18 protein-coding genes and 1 pseudogene are annotated in these 18,545 nt (G+C 65.7%); 9 read left to right on the forward strand and 10 right to left on the reverse strand.

From position 1 onward, the window contains the following. Positions 1-49: 49 nt before the first annotated feature. Positions 50-946, reverse strand: a complete 897-nt coding sequence (locus O5K39_RS09730; RefSeq protein WP_271147070.1) for an acyl-CoA desaturase — start codon at positions 944-946, stop codon at positions 50-52. A 366-nt stretch (positions 947-1,312) separates the two neighbouring features. On the opposite strand from O5K39_RS09730, the gene rpsL reads away from it, so the two are divergent. From rpsL to O5K39_RS09770, 8 genes are all read left to right on the forward strand, one after another. Continuing rightward, positions 1,313-1,687: a 30S ribosomal protein S12 gene (rpsL, locus tag O5K39_RS09735; RefSeq protein ID WP_013269204.1), complete on the forward strand. Its 375-nt coding sequence runs from the start codon at positions 1,313-1,315 to the stop codon at positions 1,685-1,687. Between the two features lie 69 nt (positions 1,688-1,756). Continuing rightward, a complete protein-coding gene (gene rpsG / locus O5K39_RS09740; protein ID WP_056615544.1) occupies positions 1,757-2,230 on the forward strand; it encodes a 30S ribosomal protein S7 in 474 nt (157 codons plus the stop codon). A gap of 160 nt (positions 2,231-2,390) precedes the next feature. Further along, complete coding sequence (gene fusA, locus O5K39_RS09745) at positions 2,391-4,472, forward strand: elongation factor G (RefSeq protein ID WP_271147071.1); 2,082 nt, start codon at positions 2,391-2,393, stop codon at positions 4,470-4,472. 87 nt (positions 4,473-4,559) lie between these two features. Continuing rightward, the gene (gene tuf, locus O5K39_RS09750; RefSeq protein WP_271144717.1) at positions 4,560-5,750 is read left to right on the forward strand and encodes an elongation factor Tu; all 1,191 of its coding nucleotides are present in this window, start codon (positions 4,560-4,562) and stop codon (positions 5,748-5,750) included. Positions 5,751-5,896: 146 nt separating this feature from the next. Next, positions 5,897-6,355 carry a CPBP family glutamic-type intramembrane protease gene (locus O5K39_RS09755; protein WP_271147072.1) on the forward strand — a complete coding sequence of 153 codons (459 nt, stop codon included), beginning with the start codon at positions 5,897-5,899 and terminating at the stop codon, positions 6,353-6,355. A 103-nt stretch (positions 6,356-6,458) separates the two neighbouring features. Next, on the forward strand, positions 6,459-7,022 hold the full coding sequence (locus O5K39_RS09760) for a hypothetical protein (RefSeq protein WP_271147073.1): 564 nt from the start codon (positions 6,459-6,461) through the stop codon (positions 7,020-7,022). 125 nt (positions 7,023-7,147) lie between these two features. After that, entirely contained in the window at positions 7,148-7,282 is a 135-nt protein-coding gene (locus O5K39_RS09765) for a hypothetical protein (protein ID WP_271147074.1), read from the forward strand. 103 nt (positions 7,283-7,385) lie between these two features. Further along, positions 7,386-8,720, forward strand: coding sequence for a hemolysin family protein (locus O5K39_RS09770; RefSeq protein ID WP_271147075.1), 1,335 nt, complete (start codon positions 7,386-7,388; stop codon positions 8,718-8,720). Positions 8,721-8,732: 12 nt separating this feature from the next. On the opposite strand, the gene O5K39_RS09775 is transcribed toward O5K39_RS09770, so the two are convergent. From O5K39_RS09775 to O5K39_RS09815, 9 genes and pseudogenes are all read right to left on the reverse strand, one after another. Further along, entirely contained in the window at positions 8,733-9,194 is a 462-nt protein-coding gene (locus O5K39_RS09775) for a copper chaperone PCu(A)C (RefSeq protein ID WP_271147076.1), read from the reverse strand. A gap of 20 nt (positions 9,195-9,214) precedes the next feature. Continuing rightward, positions 9,215-10,579 (reverse strand): PepSY domain-containing protein, encoded by a 1,365-nt coding sequence (locus O5K39_RS09780; RefSeq protein WP_271147077.1) that lies wholly within the window; start codon positions 10,577-10,579, stop codon positions 9,215-9,217. Further along, a complete protein-coding gene (locus tag O5K39_RS09785; protein WP_271147078.1) occupies positions 10,579-12,693 on the reverse strand; it encodes a TonB-dependent receptor in 2,115 nt (704 codons plus the stop codon). Before O5K39_RS09785 ends, O5K39_RS09780 begins: the two co-directional genes overlap by 1 nt. Positions 12,694-12,770: 77 nt before the next feature. Further along, positions 12,771-13,163, reverse strand: a complete 393-nt coding sequence (locus O5K39_RS09790; RefSeq protein ID WP_271147079.1) for a DUF2946 family protein — start codon at positions 13,161-13,163, stop codon at positions 12,771-12,773. A gap of 43 nt (positions 13,164-13,206) precedes the next feature. Then, positions 13,207-13,809 carry an SOS response-associated peptidase family protein gene (locus O5K39_RS09795; RefSeq protein WP_271147080.1) on the reverse strand — a complete coding sequence of 201 codons (603 nt, stop codon included), beginning with the start codon at positions 13,807-13,809 and terminating at the stop codon, positions 13,207-13,209. Positions 13,810-13,812: 3 nt separating this feature from the next. Next, positions 13,813-14,418, reverse strand: coding sequence for an aminoacyl-tRNA hydrolase (gene pth / locus O5K39_RS09800; protein ID WP_271147081.1), 606 nt, complete (start codon positions 14,416-14,418; stop codon positions 13,813-13,815). A 163-nt stretch (positions 14,419-14,581) separates the two neighbouring features. Beyond that, positions 14,582-15,184, reverse strand: a pseudogene (locus O5K39_RS09805) (50S ribosomal protein L25/general stress protein Ctc); the annotation flags it as partial. A 134-nt stretch (positions 15,185-15,318) separates the two neighbouring features. Next, positions 15,319-16,359: a hypothetical protein gene (locus O5K39_RS09810; RefSeq protein WP_271147083.1), complete on the reverse strand. Its 1,041-nt coding sequence runs from the start codon at positions 16,357-16,359 to the stop codon at positions 15,319-15,321. A gap of 98 nt (positions 16,360-16,457) precedes the next feature. Further along, the gene (locus O5K39_RS09815; RefSeq protein ID WP_271147084.1) at positions 16,458-17,390 is read right to left on the reverse strand and encodes a ribose-phosphate pyrophosphokinase; all 933 of its coding nucleotides are present in this window, start codon (positions 17,388-17,390) and stop codon (positions 16,458-16,460) included. Positions 17,391-17,598: 208 nt separating this feature from the next. Between O5K39_RS09815 and O5K39_RS09820 the strand changes: the two genes are divergently transcribed. After that, the gene (locus O5K39_RS09820) at positions 17,599-18,480 is read left to right on the forward strand and encodes an outer membrane protein assembly factor BamD (RefSeq protein ID WP_271147135.1); all 882 of its coding nucleotides are present in this window, start codon (positions 17,599-17,601) and stop codon (positions 18,478-18,480) included. Positions 18,481-18,545: the final 65 nt, after the last annotated feature.

Genomic DNA, 18,545 nt, shown 5'->3' on the forward strand with positions numbered 1-18,545 from the left:
CTGTCGAAGCGCGACTGGAGCGGGAAACCATGGCGAAGTCGCGGCGGGGTTAGGCTGTCTGATCCAGAAGGTCCTCGCGTGCGCTCGGCAACCTCGGTTCGCCGACGTCCCAGACCAAGCCCAGATGGCGAAGTGTCGAGATGACGAGCCAGCCGGGATCCTGCTGTCCCGCTTCCAGCCCGATACGCGCCGACTCTGGAAAGGCATGGTGATTGTTGTGCCAGCACTCGCCATAGGTCAGCATGCCGAGGCCGGGCAGGTTGGAGGCCTGGACATAAGCGTCCTGCACGATCCATCGCCGCTCACCGGGGTTGTGGCAGAAGTAGGTGATCGTCCAGTGACCCACAGTGCTTACGACGACCCGCGCGCAGACGCCCCAAACGACCCAGGGCCATCCGCCGATCAGGTAGAGGCCGGTAGCCAGCGGAACCTGCTGCCACCGCCAGGTGGTCTCAAGAAATCGATAGAAGGGATCGTCCGCGATCCGGGCTTCGATCGTCAGACGCGGAGGTCGGTCGAACCGGAAGCGGTAGAACAACTGCCAAGTTAGGTCGCGGGCCAGACTTCGCCTGTGGGCGAAGAAGTCGTGGCATTTCGGCTGTCGTTGGGCCCAATCGCGAAGGTCATGGACCCGGATGATTCCGAATGGTCCGACCACGCCGACAATGACGCCAATGTAGATCAGGGCCCGCTCCAGGACCTTGCTGCACTGGAATGTCCGGTGGATCAGCATCCTGTGCATGCCGACACTGTGGCCGATCAGGAGCGTGAGGTAGGTCAGGCCCAGAAACATGACGAACGCGGACCAGGTGAAGAAGACCGGCCCCGCGATGAGTGTGGTAGCGATCAGCCCGCCGTTCCAGATCGCCTTTGGCCAGTCCACGACCGGCGTGCCTCCGCAGGGCGTGGCACCCGCCCCATCGACGCGGAGAACCGGCTTCATCATGGTGACGCTGCCTTTCGTCCTTGAGGGGACTGCGAGCCATAGCCTAGCATAGGTCGCCGTTGTCGCCGCTACCGGCCACGAAACGGGGCCAAAGGCCGCTCCGCTTGACCCGAAGCCCCCTTCCAGCTAAACGCGCCGGACTTTCGAGGCTGTGGGATTCGTCCTTCGCCGGGATCGTGACAATTGAACGGACGGGCTGTGCCCGCCGGAACGCCCGAAGCGCGCGTTCCGGTTTTTTCGTTTGGTCGCACGACCTCACCTCAAAAGACCCCGGGCGAGGCCGTCAGGTCGCGTTCAAAAGAAGGAAACCGAGGCGCTTCGGCCGACAGGCACACGCTTCCATCAAAAGTCGAGACGAGACCCTAAATGCCTACGATCAACCAGCTTATCCGCAAGCCCCGCAAGCCCAAGCCCGTGCGCAACAAGGTGCCGGCCCTGGAAGGCTCGCCCCAGCGCCGCGGCGTCTGCACCCGCGTTTACACCACGACCCCCAAGAAGCCGAACTCGGCTCTGCGTAAGGTCGCCAAGGTCCGTCTGGCCAAGTCCGGCTATGAAGCCGTGTGCTACATCCCCGGCGAGGGCCACAATCTTCAGGAGCACTCGGTGGTCCTGATCCGCGGCGGCCGCGTGAAGGATTTGCCCGGCGTTCGCTACCACATCCTGCGCGGCGTTCTCGATACGCAAGGCGTCAAGGACCGCAAGCAGCGCCGTTCGCACTACGGCACCAAGCGTCCGAAGTAAGCCGAACCGCACTCACAGATTCAGCCGGTTCCATCTGGCTTCCCAAGAACGATTTAGAAGGCCCAACCCATGTCACGTCGTCACCGCGCCCAGAAACGCGAAGTCCTGCCGGATCCCAAATACAAGGATCTGACCGTCACCAAGTTCATGAACTATGTCATGTACGAGGGAAAGAAGGCCGTCGCCGAGAACATCGTCTATGGCGCCTTCGAAATCCTAGCCGACAAGAAGAAGGACTTCGAGCCGGTCCAGACCTTCCACACCGCCCTGGAAAACGTCCAGCCGTCGGTTGAAGTCCGTTCGCGTCGCGTCGGCGGCGCCACCTATCAGGTGCCGGTCGAGGTTCGTCCCGACCGTCGCCGCGCCCTGGCCATCCGCTGGCTGGTGAACGCTGCGCGCAAGCGTGGTGAGAACACCATGACCGAAAAGCTGGCCGCCGAGCTGCTGGACGCCTCGAACAACCGCGGCACCGCGGTCAAGAAGCGCGAAGACACCCACAAGATGGCCGAAGCCAACCGCGCCTTCAGCCACTACCGCTGGTAACGCCTGCGGGGGACGCCTTCAAAGCGTCACCTGCCATGACTATCTAGGACTATCCGGCGCGGGCGGTTTCAGCTAAATCGCCCGCGCCCGCTTATCCGCACAGACCGATCTTCCCGAGGGCGCCGACCGCGTCCTGAAAACTTTTCCAAGGCACGCTTTCATGGCCCGCACGCACAAGCTCGAGGACTACCGCAACTTCGGCATCATGGCCCACATCGATGCGGGCAAGACGACGACGACCGAGCGGATCCTGTATTACACCGGCAAGAACCACAAGATCGGCGAAGTCCACGACGGTGCCGCCACCATGGACTGGATGGACCAGGAGCAGGAGCGGGGGATTACGATCACCTCGGCTGCGACCACGGCCTTCTGGCAGGGCAAGCGCCTGAACATCATCGACACCCCCGGCCACGTGGACTTCACCATCGAAGTCGAGCGTTCGCTGCGCGTGCTCGACGGTGCCGTGACGGTGCTGGACGGCAACGCGGGCGTCGAGCCGCAGACCGAAACCGTCTGGCGCCAGGCCGACAAGTACAACGTTCCCCGGATCGTGTTCGTCAACAAGATGGACAAGATCGGCGCCGACTTCGACGCCTCGGTGCAGTCGATCCGCGACCGCCTGGGCGCCAAGGCCGTGCCGATCCAGTTCCCGATCGGCTCCGAGTCCTCGCTGTCCGGCCTGGTCGATATCGTCGCCATGAACTCGGTGGTCTGGGACAACGACGCCCTGGGCGCCAACTTCACCGTCGGCCCGATCCCGGCTGACCTGGTCGACAAGGCCAACGAGGCCCGCCAGTACCTGATCGACAACGCCGTCGAACTCGATGACGAGGCGATGGAAGCCTACCTCGAAGGCACCGAGCCCTCGATCGAAGTGCTCAAGAAATGCATCCGCAAGGCCGTGCTGACCGGCGCCTTCTATCCGATCCTGTGCGGCTCGGCGTTCAAGAACAAGGGCGTTCAGACCCTGCTCGACGCCGTCGTCGACTACCTGCCGTCGCCGCTGGACATCCCGCCGACGCCGGGCATCGACTTCAAGACCGAAGAGCCCGTCGTGCGTCGCGCCTCGGACGACGAGCCTCTGTCGATCCTGGCCTTCAAGATCATGGACGACCCCTTCGTCGGCTCGCTGACCTTCTGCCGCCTGTATTCGGGCAAGATGGAAACCGGCCAGAACCTGCTGAACTCCTCGCGCGACAAGAAAGAGCGCGTGGGCCGGATGCTGCAGATGCACTCCAACAACCGCGAGGACGTCAAGGAAGCCTACGCCGGCGACATCGTCGCCCTGGCCGGCCTCAAGGACACCCGCACGGGCGACACCCTGTGCGACCCGATGAAGTCGCCGGTCATCCTGGAGAAGATGGAGTTCCCGGCACCCGTGATCGAGATCTCGGTCGAGCCCAAGACCAAGGCCGACCAGGAGAAGCTGGGCGTCGCCCTGGCCAAGCTGGCGTCGGAGGATCCGTCCTTCACCGTCTCGACCGACCACGAGTCGGGCCAGACCATCCTCAAGGGGATGGGCGAGCTTCACCTGGACATCAAGATCGACATCCTGAAGCGCACCTACAAGGTCGAGGCCACCATCGGCGCGCCGCAGGTCGCCTATCGTGAATCGCTCGGCCGCAAGGTCGACATCGACTACACCCACAAGAAGCAGACCGGTGGTACGGGCCAGTTCGCCCGCGTCATGATCACCTTCGAGCCCGGCGAACCCGGCTCGGGCTTCGTGTTCGAGAACTCGATCGTCGGCGGTGCCATTCCCAAGGAATATATCCCGGGCGTGGAAAAGGGCCTGAACTCGTCCAAGGACAATGGCCTGCTGGCCGGCTTCCCGCTGATCGACTTCAAGGCGACCCTGACGGACGGCAAGTTCCACGACGTCGACTCCAGCGTGCTGGCGTTCGAAATCGCGGCCCGCGCCGCCTTCCGCGAACTGAAGGACAAGGGCGCGCCCAAGCTGCTCGAGCCGATCATGGCCGTCGAGGTCGTGACGCCTGAGGATTACCTGGGTTCGGTCATCGGCGACCTGAACGGTCGTCGCGGCATGATCCAGGGTCAGGACATGCGCGGCAACGCCACCGTCGTGAACGCCTTCGTGCCGCTGGCCAACATGTTCGGCTATGTGAACACGCTGCGTGGCATGTCGCAGGGCCGCGCGGCCTTCACCATGCAGTACGATCACTACGAGCCGGTGCCGCAACACGTCGCCGACGAAGTCATCAAGAAGTACAGCGCCTAACCCAAACCAATCCCGGCGGGCGCCGCCCGCCGGACCCCTGAAAAATCTAGGATATGCCCCCTCAACTCAGGGGACGGAGAGAAGAGAATGGCCAAGGAAAAGTTCGAACGTAACAAGCCGCATTGCAACATCGGCACGATCGGTCACGTTGACCACGGCAAGACGACGCTGACGGCGGCGATCACGATGACGCTGGCCAAGGCCGGCGGCGCCAAGGCCATGGCCTATGCCGACATCGACGCGGCTCCGGAAGAAAAAGCTCGCGGCATCACGATCAACACGGCGCACGTCGAGTATGAGACGGCCAACCGTCACTATGCCCACGTCGACTGCCCCGGCCACGCCGACTATGTGAAGAACATGATCACCGGTGCCGCCCAGATGGACGGCGCGATCCTGGTGGTGTCGGCCGCCGACGGCCCGATGCCCCAGACCCGCGAACACATCCTGCTGGCCCGTCAGGTCGGCGTGCCCGCCCTGGTCGTGTTCATGAACAAGGTCGACCTGGTCGACGACGCCGAGCTGCTGGAACTCGTCGAGATGGAAGTGCGCGAGCTGCTTTCGTCCTACCAGTTCCCGGGCGACGACATTCCGATCACCATGGGCTCGGCCAAGGCCGCGACCGACGGCGTGAACCCGGAAATCGGCGAGAACCAGGTTCTCAAGCTGATGGAAACCGTCGACGCCTACATTCCGCAACCGGAACGCCCGGTCGACCTGCCCTTCCTGATGCCGGTCGAGGACGTGTTCTCGATCTCGGGTCGCGGCACCGTGGTCACGGGTCGTGTCGAGCGCGGCATCGTCAAGGTCGGTGAGGAAGTCGAGATCGTCGGCATCCGCCCCGTCCAGAAGACGACCTGCACCGGCGTGGAAATGTTCCGCAAGCTGCTCGATCAAGGTCAGGCGGGCGACAACGTCGGCGTGCTGCTGCGCGGCACCAAGCGTGAGGACGTCGAGCGCGGTCAGGTCCTGTGCAAGCCGGGCTCCATCACCCCGCACACCAAGTTTCTGGCCGAGGCCTACATCCTGACCAAGGAAGAGGGCGGCCGTCACACGCCGTTCTTCACCAACTATCGCCCGCAGTTCTACTTCCGCACCACGGACGTGACCGGCATCGTTCACCTGAAGGAAGGCGTCGAGATGATCATGCCCGGCGACAACGCCGAGCTGAACGTCGAACTGATCACGCCCATCGCCATGGAAGAGAAGCTCCGCTTCGCCATCCGTGAAGGCGGCCGCACCGTCGGTGCCGGCGTCGTCGCCAAGATCATCGCCTAACAGCGACGGTCTGACCCGAACTGAGAGAGGCCTCGCCGGAGCGATCCGGCGGGGCTTTTCTTTGTCTGATGAGCGGTGATGATGCGCGGATGAATAGCCCTGTGCCCGCAGAGGGGATCGTCCGTGTGCTGACCCGACGTCCTTCCATGGCCGATGGCCTGGACCTGGTGTTGGCCATGGTGGCGTTCGGTGTCGCTGCGATTGTACTGGGCCGTGATCTGCTGGCCTTCGACCTCATCCCGTTGGCCACGTTTCTTCCGATGGCCGTTTTGGCGCTGCTGACCCCGGCCGTCGCCGAGGAAGTTGTTTTTCGCGGCCTGTTGATCCGGAATGGATCCATCTCCTCGGCAAGCCTGACGCTGGCGGCCTCGACAGCCTTGTTCGTCGTTTGGCACGTCGTGGAGAGCCTGACCTTTCTGCTAGGTGCACGCCTGTTGCTTCTGAGAGGCGACTTTCTGGTATTGGCCGCCGTCCTTGGCCTGCTCTGTGGTTTGCTGCGTCTTCGCTCCGGCGGGCTGTGGACGGCGATCGCCCTGCACTGGCTTGTTGTCGTGATCTGGAAGGCGATGCTCGGCGGTCCGATCCTCACCAATCTTGTGGGCTGAAAATTGCGACTGGGAGAGGCGCTCTGCGGTCATCGTGACAGGTCCGTGGGTGTGGCCTACGCTAGGGCCACCGCCGATCACGGACGGGTACCCGGAGAGTCACATGGTCATTTGCAATCTCTGCATCGTCGGCCTGTCCGCTCTGGCGCTAGTGGCCTGCGAGAAGCCCGCGAGCGAGCCCGCCAGCGCGGCGGTGAGCCCGTCAGCGACCGTCACCACGCCCACCGCCACTGTGCCGGTCATCCTGGACGGTGAGGGGTTGAAGGCCGGCTCGACCCCGACCCTGGTCGCCTTCGGTTCGCCGCGCGCGACGGTCGAGGCGGCGGTCAAGGCGGCGCTGGGGTCCGATCCGGTCGTCAGCGAGAACCCGGACTGCCCTACGGGATCGGCGACGGTGCTCGACTGGGGTGACGCCATGCAGGTGGTGATCCAGAACGGGGCCTTCGTCGGCTGGCGCGCCGATGATGCGACGGCCAGGACGGCGTCCGGCCTCCACGTCGGTTCGACCCGGGCGGAAGCGCAGGCTGGCCCTGATTTCAGCCTGCCCGAGACGACGCTCGACGCGGTCGAGATTTCGGTGGATGGCGTCGGGGGTTTCCTGACCTCCGCCGGGCCGGACGGGACGGTGGAACAGCTGTTCGCCGGTGACATCTGCATGGCACGCTAGCCGCGCGGCCCGTCTGCCAGACGCGCGCATTCACCACGTCCTGCCCGTCTCAGGGGAGGGGGCTTGCATGGAACCGCCGATTGCCGCCTACGTTCGCACCACGGACGTTAAGGATTTGGTAACCCATGCGGCGCGCGCTTCACATCGGCCTGTTCATCGGCACCCTGATCGGGATGTCGGCCTGCGCGGCCCTCGACAGCGGCGACAATGGCCGCTCCGGTGCCTATGGCGGTATCGACGCCGGTCGCACCGGCGGCTGATCGCCTCGTCGTCCAAGGAATCCGTGGCGAAAGTCCGCGTTTTCGGCTAGAAGCGAACAGCGGACGCCGACTGTCGCGCCGCGCCGGTTCCAAACCCCCCTAGATGTTACTGATCGCCATCGTCGTCGTTCTGCTCCTCGTGGTGCTCAACGGCCTGTTCGCCATGACCGAGTTGGCGGTCGTTTCGTCCCGCCGATCCAAGCTTCAAAGCCGTGCTGAACGGGGGGACCGAGGCGCGCGTGCCGCCTTGAAGCTGTCCGAGAACCCGACTCATTTCCTCTCTGCGGTCCAGGTCGGCATTACCCTGATTGGAATTCTGGCCGGTGCGTTTGGTCAGGCCGCAATCGCGGGTGAACTCAACCTCATCCTTGAGGCGACGTTCCCGGCGCTGGCCGCCTACACGGAAATCTTTTCGACGTTGCTGGTCGTCATCTGCATCACCTATGTGTCGCTGATCGTCGGCGAACTGGTGCCCAAGCGGCTGGCGCTCATCTTTCCCGAGACGATTGCTGCCAAGATGGCGGCACCCATTTCGACCGTAGCAATCGTTCTGCATCCCTTCGTCGTGCTGCTGACCGCTTCAACCTCGGGCATCCTCAAGCTGATGGGCGTCAAGGACCGCGACGGGTCCGACGTCACCCAGGAGGAGGTCGAGACCATGATCGCCGAGGGTACGGCCTCGGGTCTGATCGAGCCCGAAGAACAGACGATGATCGAGGAGATTCTGCGTCTGGGCGACCGGCCGATCCGCGTCGCCATGACGCCGCGCCATGAGGTCTTCTGGGTCGCGCTGGACGATTCGGAGGCGGTACTGCGCGAGGAGGTCCGCACCTGTCCCTATTCGCGGATCGTGGTGGCCAAGGAGAATGACGTCGATAACCCGCTGGGCGTGGTCCACAAGAAGGACTTGCTGGACAGCCTGCTGGACAACGGCGAGTTCAATATCGAGAAACACGTCCAACTCCCGGCCTTCATCCCGCAATCGACCTCGGTGCTCAAGGCGCTGGAAATCCTGAAGGCCTCAAAGGTCCATATGGCCTTTCTGGTCGACGAGTTCGGTGCCTTCGAGGGCGTGGTGACGGCGACGGACCTGTTGGAGATGATCGCCGGCGACTTCGACGAAGGCCACGACGACGCCGACGTCAGCGTGCGCGAGCGCGAGGACGGCAGCTGGCTGGTGGACGGCCAGACCGACCTGGATGAACTGTCCGACGTGCTGGGCGAGGATTTCGGCGAGACCGAAGGCTTCCACACCGTTGCCGGACTGGTCCTGCACCACCTGTCGCGCGTGCCCGACGAGGGCGAGATCCTGCAACTGGGCCGGTTCGAGGTCGAGGTCGTCGATATGGACGACCGCCGGATCGACAAGCTGATCTTCAAGCAGGTCGTCAATCCGGAAGACGAGAAGAAGGCGGTCGCAGAACACTACGAGGGTTGAGCCTCGGTTCTTCTATCCCGCTGTGTCGGGACTCTTGGCGGCGACCGCGGGTTGGCTGACGATCGCGCGCACGCCGATCTGCTGGGCGTGCTCGAAGCTGAGGGTCAGGGACACCTGATCGCCGACGGACAGCGGCTGGGTCAGCGCCATCAGCATGATGTGGTTGCCCCCTGGTGCGAGCGACACGGGTTGGCCGGCGGGCAGGGGCAGGCCGTCCTTCAATTCGGTCATCTTCATCATGCCGTCTTCGACCTTCATCTCATGGATCTGGGCGGTACCGGCCGCCGGCGAACTGACCGAGACCAGCCGGTCGTCACGCTCGGCGGTCAGGGTCAGGTAGCAGCCGGTGACATCGCGACCATTGAGTGTCGGTCGACACAGGATGTCGGCCACAGCGACCTTGGACGGAATCTTGGGTGTGGGCGTGCAGGCGGCGAGCGCGAGAAAAACGACGGGGAGGAGCAGGCGATTCATGTTGGTTTTCCTTGTTGTCTTCAGGGACGCACGGATGCGGATCGGAGACGACGCACGGTGACGTCGGCGAGCAGGGCCATGACCAGGCTCAACCCCGTCAGCGGAAAGAGAATGCCCAGCGGCAGCACGATGCCGAGCACCGCCGCGCGGGTGCGGGGATCGGCCGGAGCCTCGGGCGCGCCCAGCCGGCCCTTGGCCAACCGGGGCGGTCGGCGTTTCCACCACATGACGACACCGCTGATCGCCAGAAGCCAGACGGCGATACAGCCGCCGAGCATCACATAGCGATTGATCCAGCCATACTGGCGGCCTTCGTGTACGGCGATGCCCCACTCGAAGGCCTTTGCGCCCACGCCGAACTGGCCATAGGCGACGTCGGCCTGAACTGTGCCCGTTCCCGGCTGGATATAGAGGATGCGGGTATCCTCGACCCGATCCACGACGCGCGCGGCGGTCCAGGCGACGGTCGGGTCGGTCGGGATGGAGACGGTATAGGGTCGCGCCAGTTCTCTGCTGTTTGCTGCGTCGATCACGGTCGACAGCGTGGCCGGGGCGGGGGCGGGCATGACGTGGTCGCCATGCATGACCAACCCCTCCATGGTCCAGCCGACACCAACCGGCGCGTCTTGGTGCTCGGCGTGGGCGAAGGCACCGGCGGGTGGCTTGGGCCGGCCCAGACCGTGTTCCTTGACATAGGCCATGTATTGATCACCCCAGAAGGCGGACCAGGGCATGCCGGTCACCGCGAGGAAGGCAATCACCGCCCCTGCGTACAGGCCCGTCACGGCGTGCAGATCGCGCCAGAAGGGGCGGCGTTTCGGATCGGTCGCCTTGAGGGTCGTCACCCCGACCTGATGCCCGCGTGGCCACCACATGAAGATGCCGGTGGCCACCAGGATGATGGCCCAGCCTGCGACGATCTCGACGACATAGTTGGCCCACGATCCCAGCAGGACCAGGCTGTGGAGCCGTTTCACCGTCTCCATCACGCCGCCGAACGGCGTCACGCCGATCAGGCGGGCGTCGTGAGGGTCGACGAAGGCGGTGCGCTTGCCGCCGTCCGGCAGTTTGACCGTCAACCGGGCCGCCTCGTCGGGTCTGGCGGGAACCAGAACATTGGCGACCTTGCCGCCCGTTCCCGTCTCCGCGGCGGCGATCCAGCGGTCGGGCGATGCGGTCTGGGCCCGCGCCTCGACATGGGACAGGGACCGGTAGGCCAGGCCGTCGATCTCGGTCTTGAACAGATAAAGCCCCCCCGTCAGGGCCATCAGCATCAGGAAGGGCAGGACCAGCAGTCCGGCGTAGAAATGCCAGCGCCAGACCGCGCGATAGGCCCCCGAGAGGGGAGCGGCCGAAGCCACTCCCGAGGTATCGTTGCCGGACATCAGTAGTCGATCCGCAGACCGATGAAGGCCGAGACGCCTTCGCCCGGCCAGAAGACGGCGGTGGAGGCGACGCGGGCATCCGTCACCGCCCCGAAGTTGGAGACATAGCGCTCGTCGGTCAGGTTGCGTGCATCGACGAACAGGCGGGTCTTCTCGCTGACCGTCCAGCCGAAGCCGAGGTTCAGGATGGTATAGCCGGGGGCCTTCAGCGTGTTCTGGTAGTCGACCCAGCTGTCGGAGGGGGTCGATTCCACCGACGGGGCGATGAACCAGCCGCCCCATCTTCCTTGAGCTGGGTGGTCATAGCGCAACTCGGCCCGGTACAGATGCGGCGGGACCAGCGGCAGGTCGTTGTTGCCGTACGCCTTGTCGCCGTCGAAGAAGAAGTTCGAATAGCTGTAGGTCTGGCGCAACCGCCAGCCGGGCGCGAACCGCCAGTCCAGCCCCGCCTCGATGCCCTGATGCACCGTGGGCCCGGCGTTGAAGGTTGCCGCCGGGATGCCAAGGGCGGGATTGACGATGAAGGTCAGGAGTTCGTTGTCCAGCTCGGCGCGATAGACCGCGACGTCCCACGAGAACTGCGTGTTGCGACCCCGAACGCCCGCCTCGTACGTCCAGGCCTCTTGTGCCTCGATCGCCGCGAAGCCGCCGACGGTGGGGGACAGGGAGCCGAAGTTGGGCGGCTCGATCGAGCGGGTGACGTTGGCATAGGCCTGGGCCCCCGATGTGCCTTCCCACAACAGTCCGACGCGTGGCGCGAACCACTCATAGTCCTTGCCCGTGGTCAGGTTGAAGGTCGAGGCGACGCCGGGCAGGGCGAAGCTCTGATAGTCCCGTTCAGCCCGGCCAACGGCCCCGCCGGCGACCAGGGCGACGCTGTCGGTGACGAATAGGCGGCCCTCGCCGAACACATCCAGCGCCTCGGCGTTCTGGCGGGCCTTGGCGGTGCGGGTGCCGCTGGAACCGCGCACATTGACGAACTGCTGGGCGTCCAGGTCACCGACCCGGTACCAGGCCCCGCCGAAGGCGTCGGCGCGCAGGCCGAACAGCCGGCCCTCCCAGTCCAGCCGACCAAAGGCGCCGTAGTTGCGGCTCTGCTGGTCGATGACCTGGAAGATCGGATGGTGCAGATCCTTCCAGGTGCCGTAGACGGCCCCCTCGAACAGCAGGCCGGGCGACAGCCGCCACTTCGTCGACAGGGTGGTGCGGGCCGAGGCGTAGTCGCGTTGATAGTCGTTGGCGACGTTGGCCGCGGCGGGCATCACCGGGGTGCTCAGCGCCAGGGCCAGGGTCAGGGAGCCGGGGATCTGCTGGTGGATATAGGCCCCCTGGACGATCAGCCGGACCTCGCGGTCCTCGCCGAAGCTGCGTCCGACATTGGCGGTGATATATTGCTGCTGGCCGTCCGAATTCTGGCGCCAGCCCTCGGCGGTCGCGCCGGTGACGCCGAGATAGCCGTCCCAGTCGCCGCGAACACCGCCGACCTCGGCGTGAACCCGTGCGGTCTGCCAGGAGCCGTAGTCGGCACGGACGCTGGCCGTGTGGCCGATGCTGGCACCGTTCGGCGTGACCAGGTTGACCGCCCCGCCCAGCAGGGACCCGCCGAAGCGCAGGGCATTGCCGCCCTTGTAGACCTCGGTGTAGCGGGCGAGCAGGGGATCGATCATCTGGACGTCGCCATATCCGTCGGCTTCGTTGAACGGAATGCCGTCCTGCGACACGAACAGGCCGCGCAGGTGGTTGGCGTTGCCGATGCCGGACCCGCGGATGGAGATGCGGACATCGCCGCCCCATTTCTTCTGGGCGTAGACGCCGGGCACGTCGCGCAGGGCGTCGGCGATGTTGGGCGCGTAGCGATCCTGGAGGCTTTCGGCCGAGACCACGGCGACGGCGCCGGGCGTGCGCGACAGGCGGCGACGAGCGTCGGCGACCACGGGCGGATCTTCGGGGTTGCGGGCTCCGGTGACGATGATCTCGTCCAACTGGGTGGAGGGGCCCTGAACGACTGTCTGGGCGGCGGCGGCGGCGGCGGTGGGCAGGGCGGTCATGCCGAGCGCGGCGGCACCCAGCGTCATGAACAGCGCGCGTGGCGCTGCGGTGGTCTTGAGAGACATGGAGTTTCTGGTCCTGAACAGGGATGAGCAGGCGCGCGCGGGTTCGCGCTGCGCCGGGGTGCGTCAGTCGGGGCTGTTCAGGCTTGGGGCGGTGCGGTCGAGGGCGGCCTAGGCGGCGCACGCGCGGGCGGACGGGGCCGATCATTGATGGCCACGAAGACCTGGGCCGGGCGGGTGATTCCCGCCGACAGGGGAGCCACGACGGGGGCGTCGGGCAGGGCCGCGGGGGCGACCAGCAGACAGGCGGCGCATTTGACCCCGGCCAGTCCCTTGGACCCACCGTGCTCGCCGTCCATACCCACGGCAATGGTGTGGACGCCCTCCGCCGAGCAGAACACGATGGGCTGGCCCGGCACCGCCGCCGCCAGGGCCGCGAAAGGCATCAGGCTGGCGAACGTGATCGCGAACGTCGCGGCCAGGAAGGCCAGCGAGCGCATGATCGACCAATTGTCGGCCTGGGAGCGGGTCACGCGGGGGCCATAGCGGGGCGGCGCGGGTTTGGGAAGCGCGGCATTATGCCTTGGACGGCCGTGGCGCCGCCTCGACCTTGAGCGTCCCCGCCGGGGGTGGTGCCAGCAGGTCCGCCGCCGGTCGCCGCGCGAACAGCCAGTCAGCCCAGTCGGCGGGAGCGAGCGGCAGCACACCGCGATCGTGATAGGGGGCGACGTCCGGCCCCGGCTCTGCGGTCAACAGGGAGAAGGCGGTGCCGTCCGCCCCTGATCTCCAGACGGCGGCGAGGCCGAGCACCTCCTGGTTCGCGCCCGACAACAGCCAGCGCGTCTTGGGATATTTGTCGCCCGTGAACTCATAGAAGCCCGTCACCGGCACGATGCAGCGGCCGCCCGAGGCGCGGTTCTCGAACTCCCGGCCTTCGGAGCGGAAATTGATGATCGGCGGACGCTTGGGTGCCGGCGGCGGGAAGCCGAACCGCATCGGCGACAGGACCGTTGCGGCCTCGCTCATGGCCCGCACTGCCATCGCCGAATCGGTGGGCCGAACCTCGTCCAGCGGGGCGATGTTGGGCAGGCCGTCCGAGAACTCGATCGGGGCCCCCGCCGCCTCGAAGATGCGAACCAGTTGGGTCACGTTGGCCCTGGCCTGAAACGAGGCGCACATGGCCTATTCGCCCCGCGCCTGTTGCCTCGGGCTGAATTTGGGTGCCGGGGCCAGGCGCAGCACCTCGCCCTGATAGCGTTCGTCTTCGCCTGCGATGGCGAAGGGCAGGGCGTCGGCGCAGGCGCGCAGCAGGGCCTCCAGCCACGGCTGCTCGACCTTGTGGAAGTCGCCGAGCACGTGCGGCATGACCAGGTTCGCCTCGCCCGGATGGCCGATCCCCATGCGGGCGCGTCGGAAGTCGGCGCCCAGGTGGCTGATCAGCGACCGCACCCCGTTCTGGCCCGCCGCCCCGCCGCCGGTCTTCATGCGGAACCGGCCTGGGGCCAGGTCGATCTCGTCGTGGAAGACGATGATGTCCTTGACCGGGATCTTGTAGAACCGCGCGGCCTCGCCGACCGCTTTGCCGCTCTGGTTCATGAAGGTCTGGGGCTTCATCAGCAGCACCTTGGCGCCCTCGACCTCGCCCTCGGCGATCACTGACTGGAACTTGGCCCGCTCGGTCCCGAACCGCCACCGACGCGCGATCTCGTCGATCGCCATGAAGCCGATGTTGTGCCGGTTGTTCTGATATTTGGCGCCCGGATTGCCCAGGCCGGCGATGATGATCATGCGTCAGGTCCGGATATGGAAACGGCCCACTCCCGAAAAGGAATGGGCCGTCCCGCAATCGATACTCGTGGGGCGATCAGCCTTCCGACTTGTCGCCTTCGTCGGACTGTTCCGAGGCAGGAACTTCGTCCGCACCGGCTTCGGCGGCGGCGATCGCGTTCTCTTCGGCGATCGTCTCTTCGTCATGAGCAGCCGAGATGGCGGCCGACGAGGTCTTGATCGAGGCGATGACGAAGTCGCGGTCGGTGATGGTGGGGCTCACGCCTTCGGGCAGCTTGATGTCCGAGAAGCGGATGGTGTCACCCAGCTTGTGGCCGGCCAGGTCGACGATCAGGTCTTCGGGGATGTGATCGGCGGCGACCGAAATCTCGACGGTGTGACGCACGATTTCCAGCGATCCGCCCTGACGGAAGGCGCCGCACTTGTCTTCGTTGATGAAGTGAACGGGCACTTCGATCTTGATGGTCTGGTGCTCGTCGACGCGCATCAGGTCGAAGTGCAGGGGACGGTCCGACACGGGGTCGAACTGCACGTCCTTGGCGATGACCGGCTGGGTCTCTTCGCCGTACTTGAGCGTGATCAGGTGGCCCAGCAGCTTGCCGGTGTACAGGTTCTTGCGGAAGTCCTTCTCGTTGACCGAGATGGCGACGGGGGCCTTGCCGCCGCCGTACAGGATGCCAGGAACCGCGCCGGAGCGACGGGCTGCGCGCGCGCCGCCGGTGCCGGTGTTTTCGCGGACGTCCACGTTCAGAATGATCTCGGCCATCTGGCTCGCCTCAACAACAAAAACGCCTGCGCCAACTGATGGCTCGCGCGGCGGGGTCATCAACCCTCGAATTCAAGAGCGCGGGTCATTACACGCAAGACGGCCCACACGCAACCGCCTGACGACGATCGGTGTCAGCTGGAGGGCGCAGACACGCTGATCACCGGCACGCGGGTCGCGCCGAAGGTGCAGGTGCCCAGGTCGCGGACGATGTGGCGGCCGACGCAGAACATGTCCTCATAGCTGGGGCGCGAGGCGGCCAGGCACTGGAACAGGTTCAGTTTGGACATCGACAGGCAGAACTCGCTGCCGCTCTCCTGCATCAGGGCCTGGGTGTTGGGCCGGGCCTCGTCACCGGCGGCACCCAGCGCAGCCAGGGCGGCCATGGCCAGGGCGTTGGCGATGACGGGCGTATAGGGCGGACGCGATGTGCCGCCCGGGACATTGAGGCCCGACCCGCTGTTGGCCGCCGCATACAGGCGTGCCGTATCCTCGGCCGGGGGCATCATGCGCCGTCCCGAGATCTGCTTGATCGCTTCCAGGCGTTCTGCGCGGTTCGGCAACGGGGCGACGGCCCAGCTGCGGCGGGAGTCGCCCCGCGCCTGGATGGTATAGGCGTCCTGTTCGACGGCGTCGGCGATCGTGACCATGTCGGAGATGTCGCGGCCCAGGGTCGCGATGATCAGGCCCGCTCCGGCCTCTGCGCCCGGCAGGGTCGCGGCATAGGCGGGGTTGTAGACGATGTTCTCGATCACCTGGCGGCGCTGGACCGGGTCGACGCCGTACTGACGCACACCGGCGACGAACTCGGGCGATTGCAGCGCCACGATGGAGGCATAGGCGATCATGCCCTGCGACAGTTGGATGGGGTCGTAGGCGGCACCCTTGCGCATCGCGGCCTGGATCGATTCGGCGTCGGGAAAGCCGCCCCGGATCGTGCCGACGTCGCGCAGGAAGCTGACGTAGATGGCCGCCGATTCGGCGACACCCGAGTTCATCGAAATCGGCGGGGCCACGCGGACCGCGGCGGCGGCAGCAGCGGCGGCGGCCTGGGCCTCGGCCAAGCGTTGCGCTTCGAGCTCGGCCTGTGAAGGGCCGGTGGTGCAGCTGGCCAGGACGGCGGCGGCCGCGATGGCGGCCACGGCGAGGCTACGGCGCATGAAGGCCAGGGTCATGGTCGAACTTCCCACGGAGACGCGATTGTACAAGGTCGGCGTCGACACTGCGTCGCCGTTTCGACCCTTATAAGGCCGCAAGCAGGGTTATCGCACTGTTAATCAAACAACTTGGAGACGGACTCCTCATTGGCGATTCGGCGGATGGCTTCGCCGATCAGGGGTGCCACGGGCACGGTGCGGATCTTGGGGCAGTTCAGCACTTCGTGAGGCCGGTCGATCGAATCGGTGATGACCAGTTCCTTCAGCGGCCCGTCCGTGACCCGCTGGACCGCCGGTCCCGACAGGACGCCGTGGCTGATATAGGCCGACACGCTGGTCGCCCCCGCTTCCATCAGCGCCTTGGCCGCGTTCACCAGGGTGCCGCCGGAATCGACGATGTCGTCGAACAGGATGCATTCGCGGCCCGAGACGTCGCCGATGATGTTCATGACCTCGCTCTCGCCCGCCTTGGGGCGGCGCTTGTCGACGATGGCGAGGTCGACGTTCAGCCGCTCGGCCAGGGAGCGCGCGCGCACCACCCCGCCGACGTCAGGCGACACGATCATCAGATTGCCGCGCTGGTAATTTTCCTTGATGTCCTGGGCCAGCACCGGCGTGGCCACCAGGTTGTCGGTCGGAATGTCGAAGAAGCCCTGGATCTGGCCGGCATGCAGATCCATGGTCAGGACCCGGTCGGCACCGGCGCGCGTGATCATATTGGCCACCAGCTTGGCCGAGATCGGGGTGCGGCCGCCGGTCTTCCGGTCCTGACGCGCATAGCCGAAATAGGGCATGACCGCCGTGATCCGCCGCGCCGAGGCCCGCACCAGGGCGTCGATGCAGATCAACAGCTCCATCAGGTTGTCGTTGGCCGGATAGGAGGTCGACTGGATCACGAAGACGTCCTCGCCGCGGACGTTTTCCTCGATGACGACGAAGACCTCGTTGTCGGCGAACCGCTTCACCTGGGCCTTGGTCAGCGGCATGTCGAGGTGGTCGGCGATGGCCTGGGACAACAGCCGGTTTGAGTTGCCGGATAGCAGCTTCATCGACCGGTCATCCTTTCGCCGTCATCGGACCGCCAATGACGACTGTTCAGTTCTCGCGCTCTTTACCAGCGCAACGGCCGGGGGCAAGCCACAGCTTCGAGGATTCGCCGATCGGCGTGCCCTTCGATCGCATTGGCTTGGACCCGACCGCTGGTGTAGAGGTCGCGGATTCTTCGGGGCGGCGACCATGCGCGGCGTCCCTGTCGCCATGAGGTCCGCCTTGCCTGCTGCTCCGGTGTCCGTCCTGTCCTCGCGCACGACCCTGCGTCGGATCGCCGTCGCCACGGCGGTCATCGTCGCCGCGGCATCCATCGCCGCCTGTGGCGCGCGCCCGCGTCCGCGCCTGGCCTATGAAGAACGGCCGGTCGAACTGCTCTACAACACCGGCTATGACCGGCTTCAGAGCCGCCGCTGGGCCGACGCCGTCGACTACTTCCAGGAAGTCGAGCGTCAGCATCCCTATTCGGAATGGTCGCGTCGCGCGATCCTGATGCAGATTTACGCCTACTACCAGAACGGCAATTACGTAGAATCGGTCGCCGCCGCCGACCGGTTCATCCAGCTGTTCCCGGGCAGCCCGTCGGCTGCCTACGCCTACTACATGCGGGCGACCTGCAACTTTGAGCGCATCGTGGACGTGGGCCGGGACCAGGCGTTCGCAGTCGCGGCGCTCGAAGGGCTGCGGGATGTGGCGCGGCGGTATCCGGGCTCGGCCTATGCCACGGACGCCTCGGTCAAGATCGACATGGTCAACGACCAGCTGGCCGGCAAGGAAATGAACATCGGCCGCTACTATCAGCGCGCCAACCAGCCGCTGGCCGCCATCGGCCGCTACAAGTCGGTGATCGACAGCGACGCCTTCCAGCGCACCTCGCATACGCCGGAGGCCCTGTACCGGCTGGTCGAGGTCTATCTGGGCCTGGGGCTCAAGGATGAGGCGACCCGCAACGCCGCTGTTCTGGGCTTCAACTATCCGGGCAGCCCCTGGTATGCCGAAGCCTATGCCCTGTTGAGCGAGAACGGCCAGCAGCCCGAGGCCGCCCCGACCGGACAGCGCGAAAGCTGGCTGCGCCGGATCATCCCGGGCTGAGGTCCGAGCCGCTCCGCCGTTCCCGATTGGTTCAGGGTCGCCTATAGACTGACCTTGATGTCGAA

It is taken from the genome of Brevundimonas sp. NIBR10 (genome assembly GCF_027912515.1).
Classification (GTDB): domain Bacteria; phylum Pseudomonadota; class Alphaproteobacteria; order Caulobacterales; family Caulobacteraceae; genus Brevundimonas.

What these genes read in the sequence shown, in the direction of transcription:
- O5K39_RS09730 (WP_271147070.1), bottom strand. Translation starts at nt 946, where the DNA reads ATGATGAAGCCGGTTCTCCGCGTCGATGGGGCGGGTGCCACGCCCTGC.
- rpsL (WP_013269204.1), top strand. Translation starts at nt 1,313, where the DNA reads ATGCCTACGATCAACCAGCTTATCCGCAAGCCCCGCAAGCCCAAGCCC.
- rpsG (WP_056615544.1), top strand. Translation starts at nt 1,757, where the DNA reads ATGTCACGTCGTCACCGCGCCCAGAAACGCGAAGTCCTGCCGGATCCC.
- fusA (WP_271147071.1), top strand. Translation starts at nt 2,391, where the DNA reads ATGGCCCGCACGCACAAGCTCGAGGACTACCGCAACTTCGGCATCATG.
- tuf (WP_271144717.1), top strand. Translation starts at nt 4,560, where the DNA reads ATGGCCAAGGAAAAGTTCGAACGTAACAAGCCGCATTGCAACATCGGC.
- O5K39_RS09755 (WP_271147072.1), top strand. Translation starts at nt 5,897, where the DNA reads ATGGCCGATGGCCTGGACCTGGTGTTGGCCATGGTGGCGTTCGGTGTC.
- O5K39_RS09760 (WP_271147073.1), top strand. Translation starts at nt 6,459, where the DNA reads ATGGTCATTTGCAATCTCTGCATCGTCGGCCTGTCCGCTCTGGCGCTA.
- O5K39_RS09765 (WP_271147074.1), top strand. Translation starts at nt 7,148, where the DNA reads ATGCGGCGCGCGCTTCACATCGGCCTGTTCATCGGCACCCTGATCGGG.
- O5K39_RS09770 (WP_271147075.1), top strand. Translation starts at nt 7,386, where the DNA reads ATGTTACTGATCGCCATCGTCGTCGTTCTGCTCCTCGTGGTGCTCAAC.
- O5K39_RS09775 (WP_271147076.1), bottom strand. Translation starts at nt 9,194, where the DNA reads ATGAATCGCCTGCTCCTCCCCGTCGTTTTTCTCGCGCTCGCCGCCTGC.
- O5K39_RS09780 (WP_271147077.1), bottom strand. Translation starts at nt 10,579, where the DNA reads ATGTCCGGCAACGATACCTCGGGAGTGGCTTCGGCCGCTCCCCTCTCG.
- O5K39_RS09785 (WP_271147078.1), bottom strand. Translation starts at nt 12,693, where the DNA reads ATGTCTCTCAAGACCACCGCAGCGCCACGCGCGCTGTTCATGACGCTG.
- O5K39_RS09795 (WP_271147080.1), bottom strand. Translation starts at nt 13,809, where the DNA reads ATGTGCGCCTCGTTTCAGGCCAGGGCCAACGTGACCCAACTGGTTCGC.
- pth (WP_271147081.1), bottom strand. Translation starts at nt 14,418, where the DNA reads ATGATCATCATCGCCGGCCTGGGCAATCCGGGCGCCAAATATCAGAAC.
- O5K39_RS09810 (WP_271147083.1), bottom strand. Translation starts at nt 16,359, where the DNA reads ATGACCCTGGCCTTCATGCGCCGTAGCCTCGCCGTGGCCGCCATCGCG.
- O5K39_RS09815 (WP_271147084.1), bottom strand. Translation starts at nt 17,390, where the DNA reads ATGAAGCTGCTATCCGGCAACTCAAACCGGCTGTTGTCCCAGGCCATC.
- O5K39_RS09820 (WP_271147135.1), top strand. Translation starts at nt 17,599, where the DNA reads ATGAGGTCCGCCTTGCCTGCTGCTCCGGTGTCCGTCCTGTCCTCGCGC.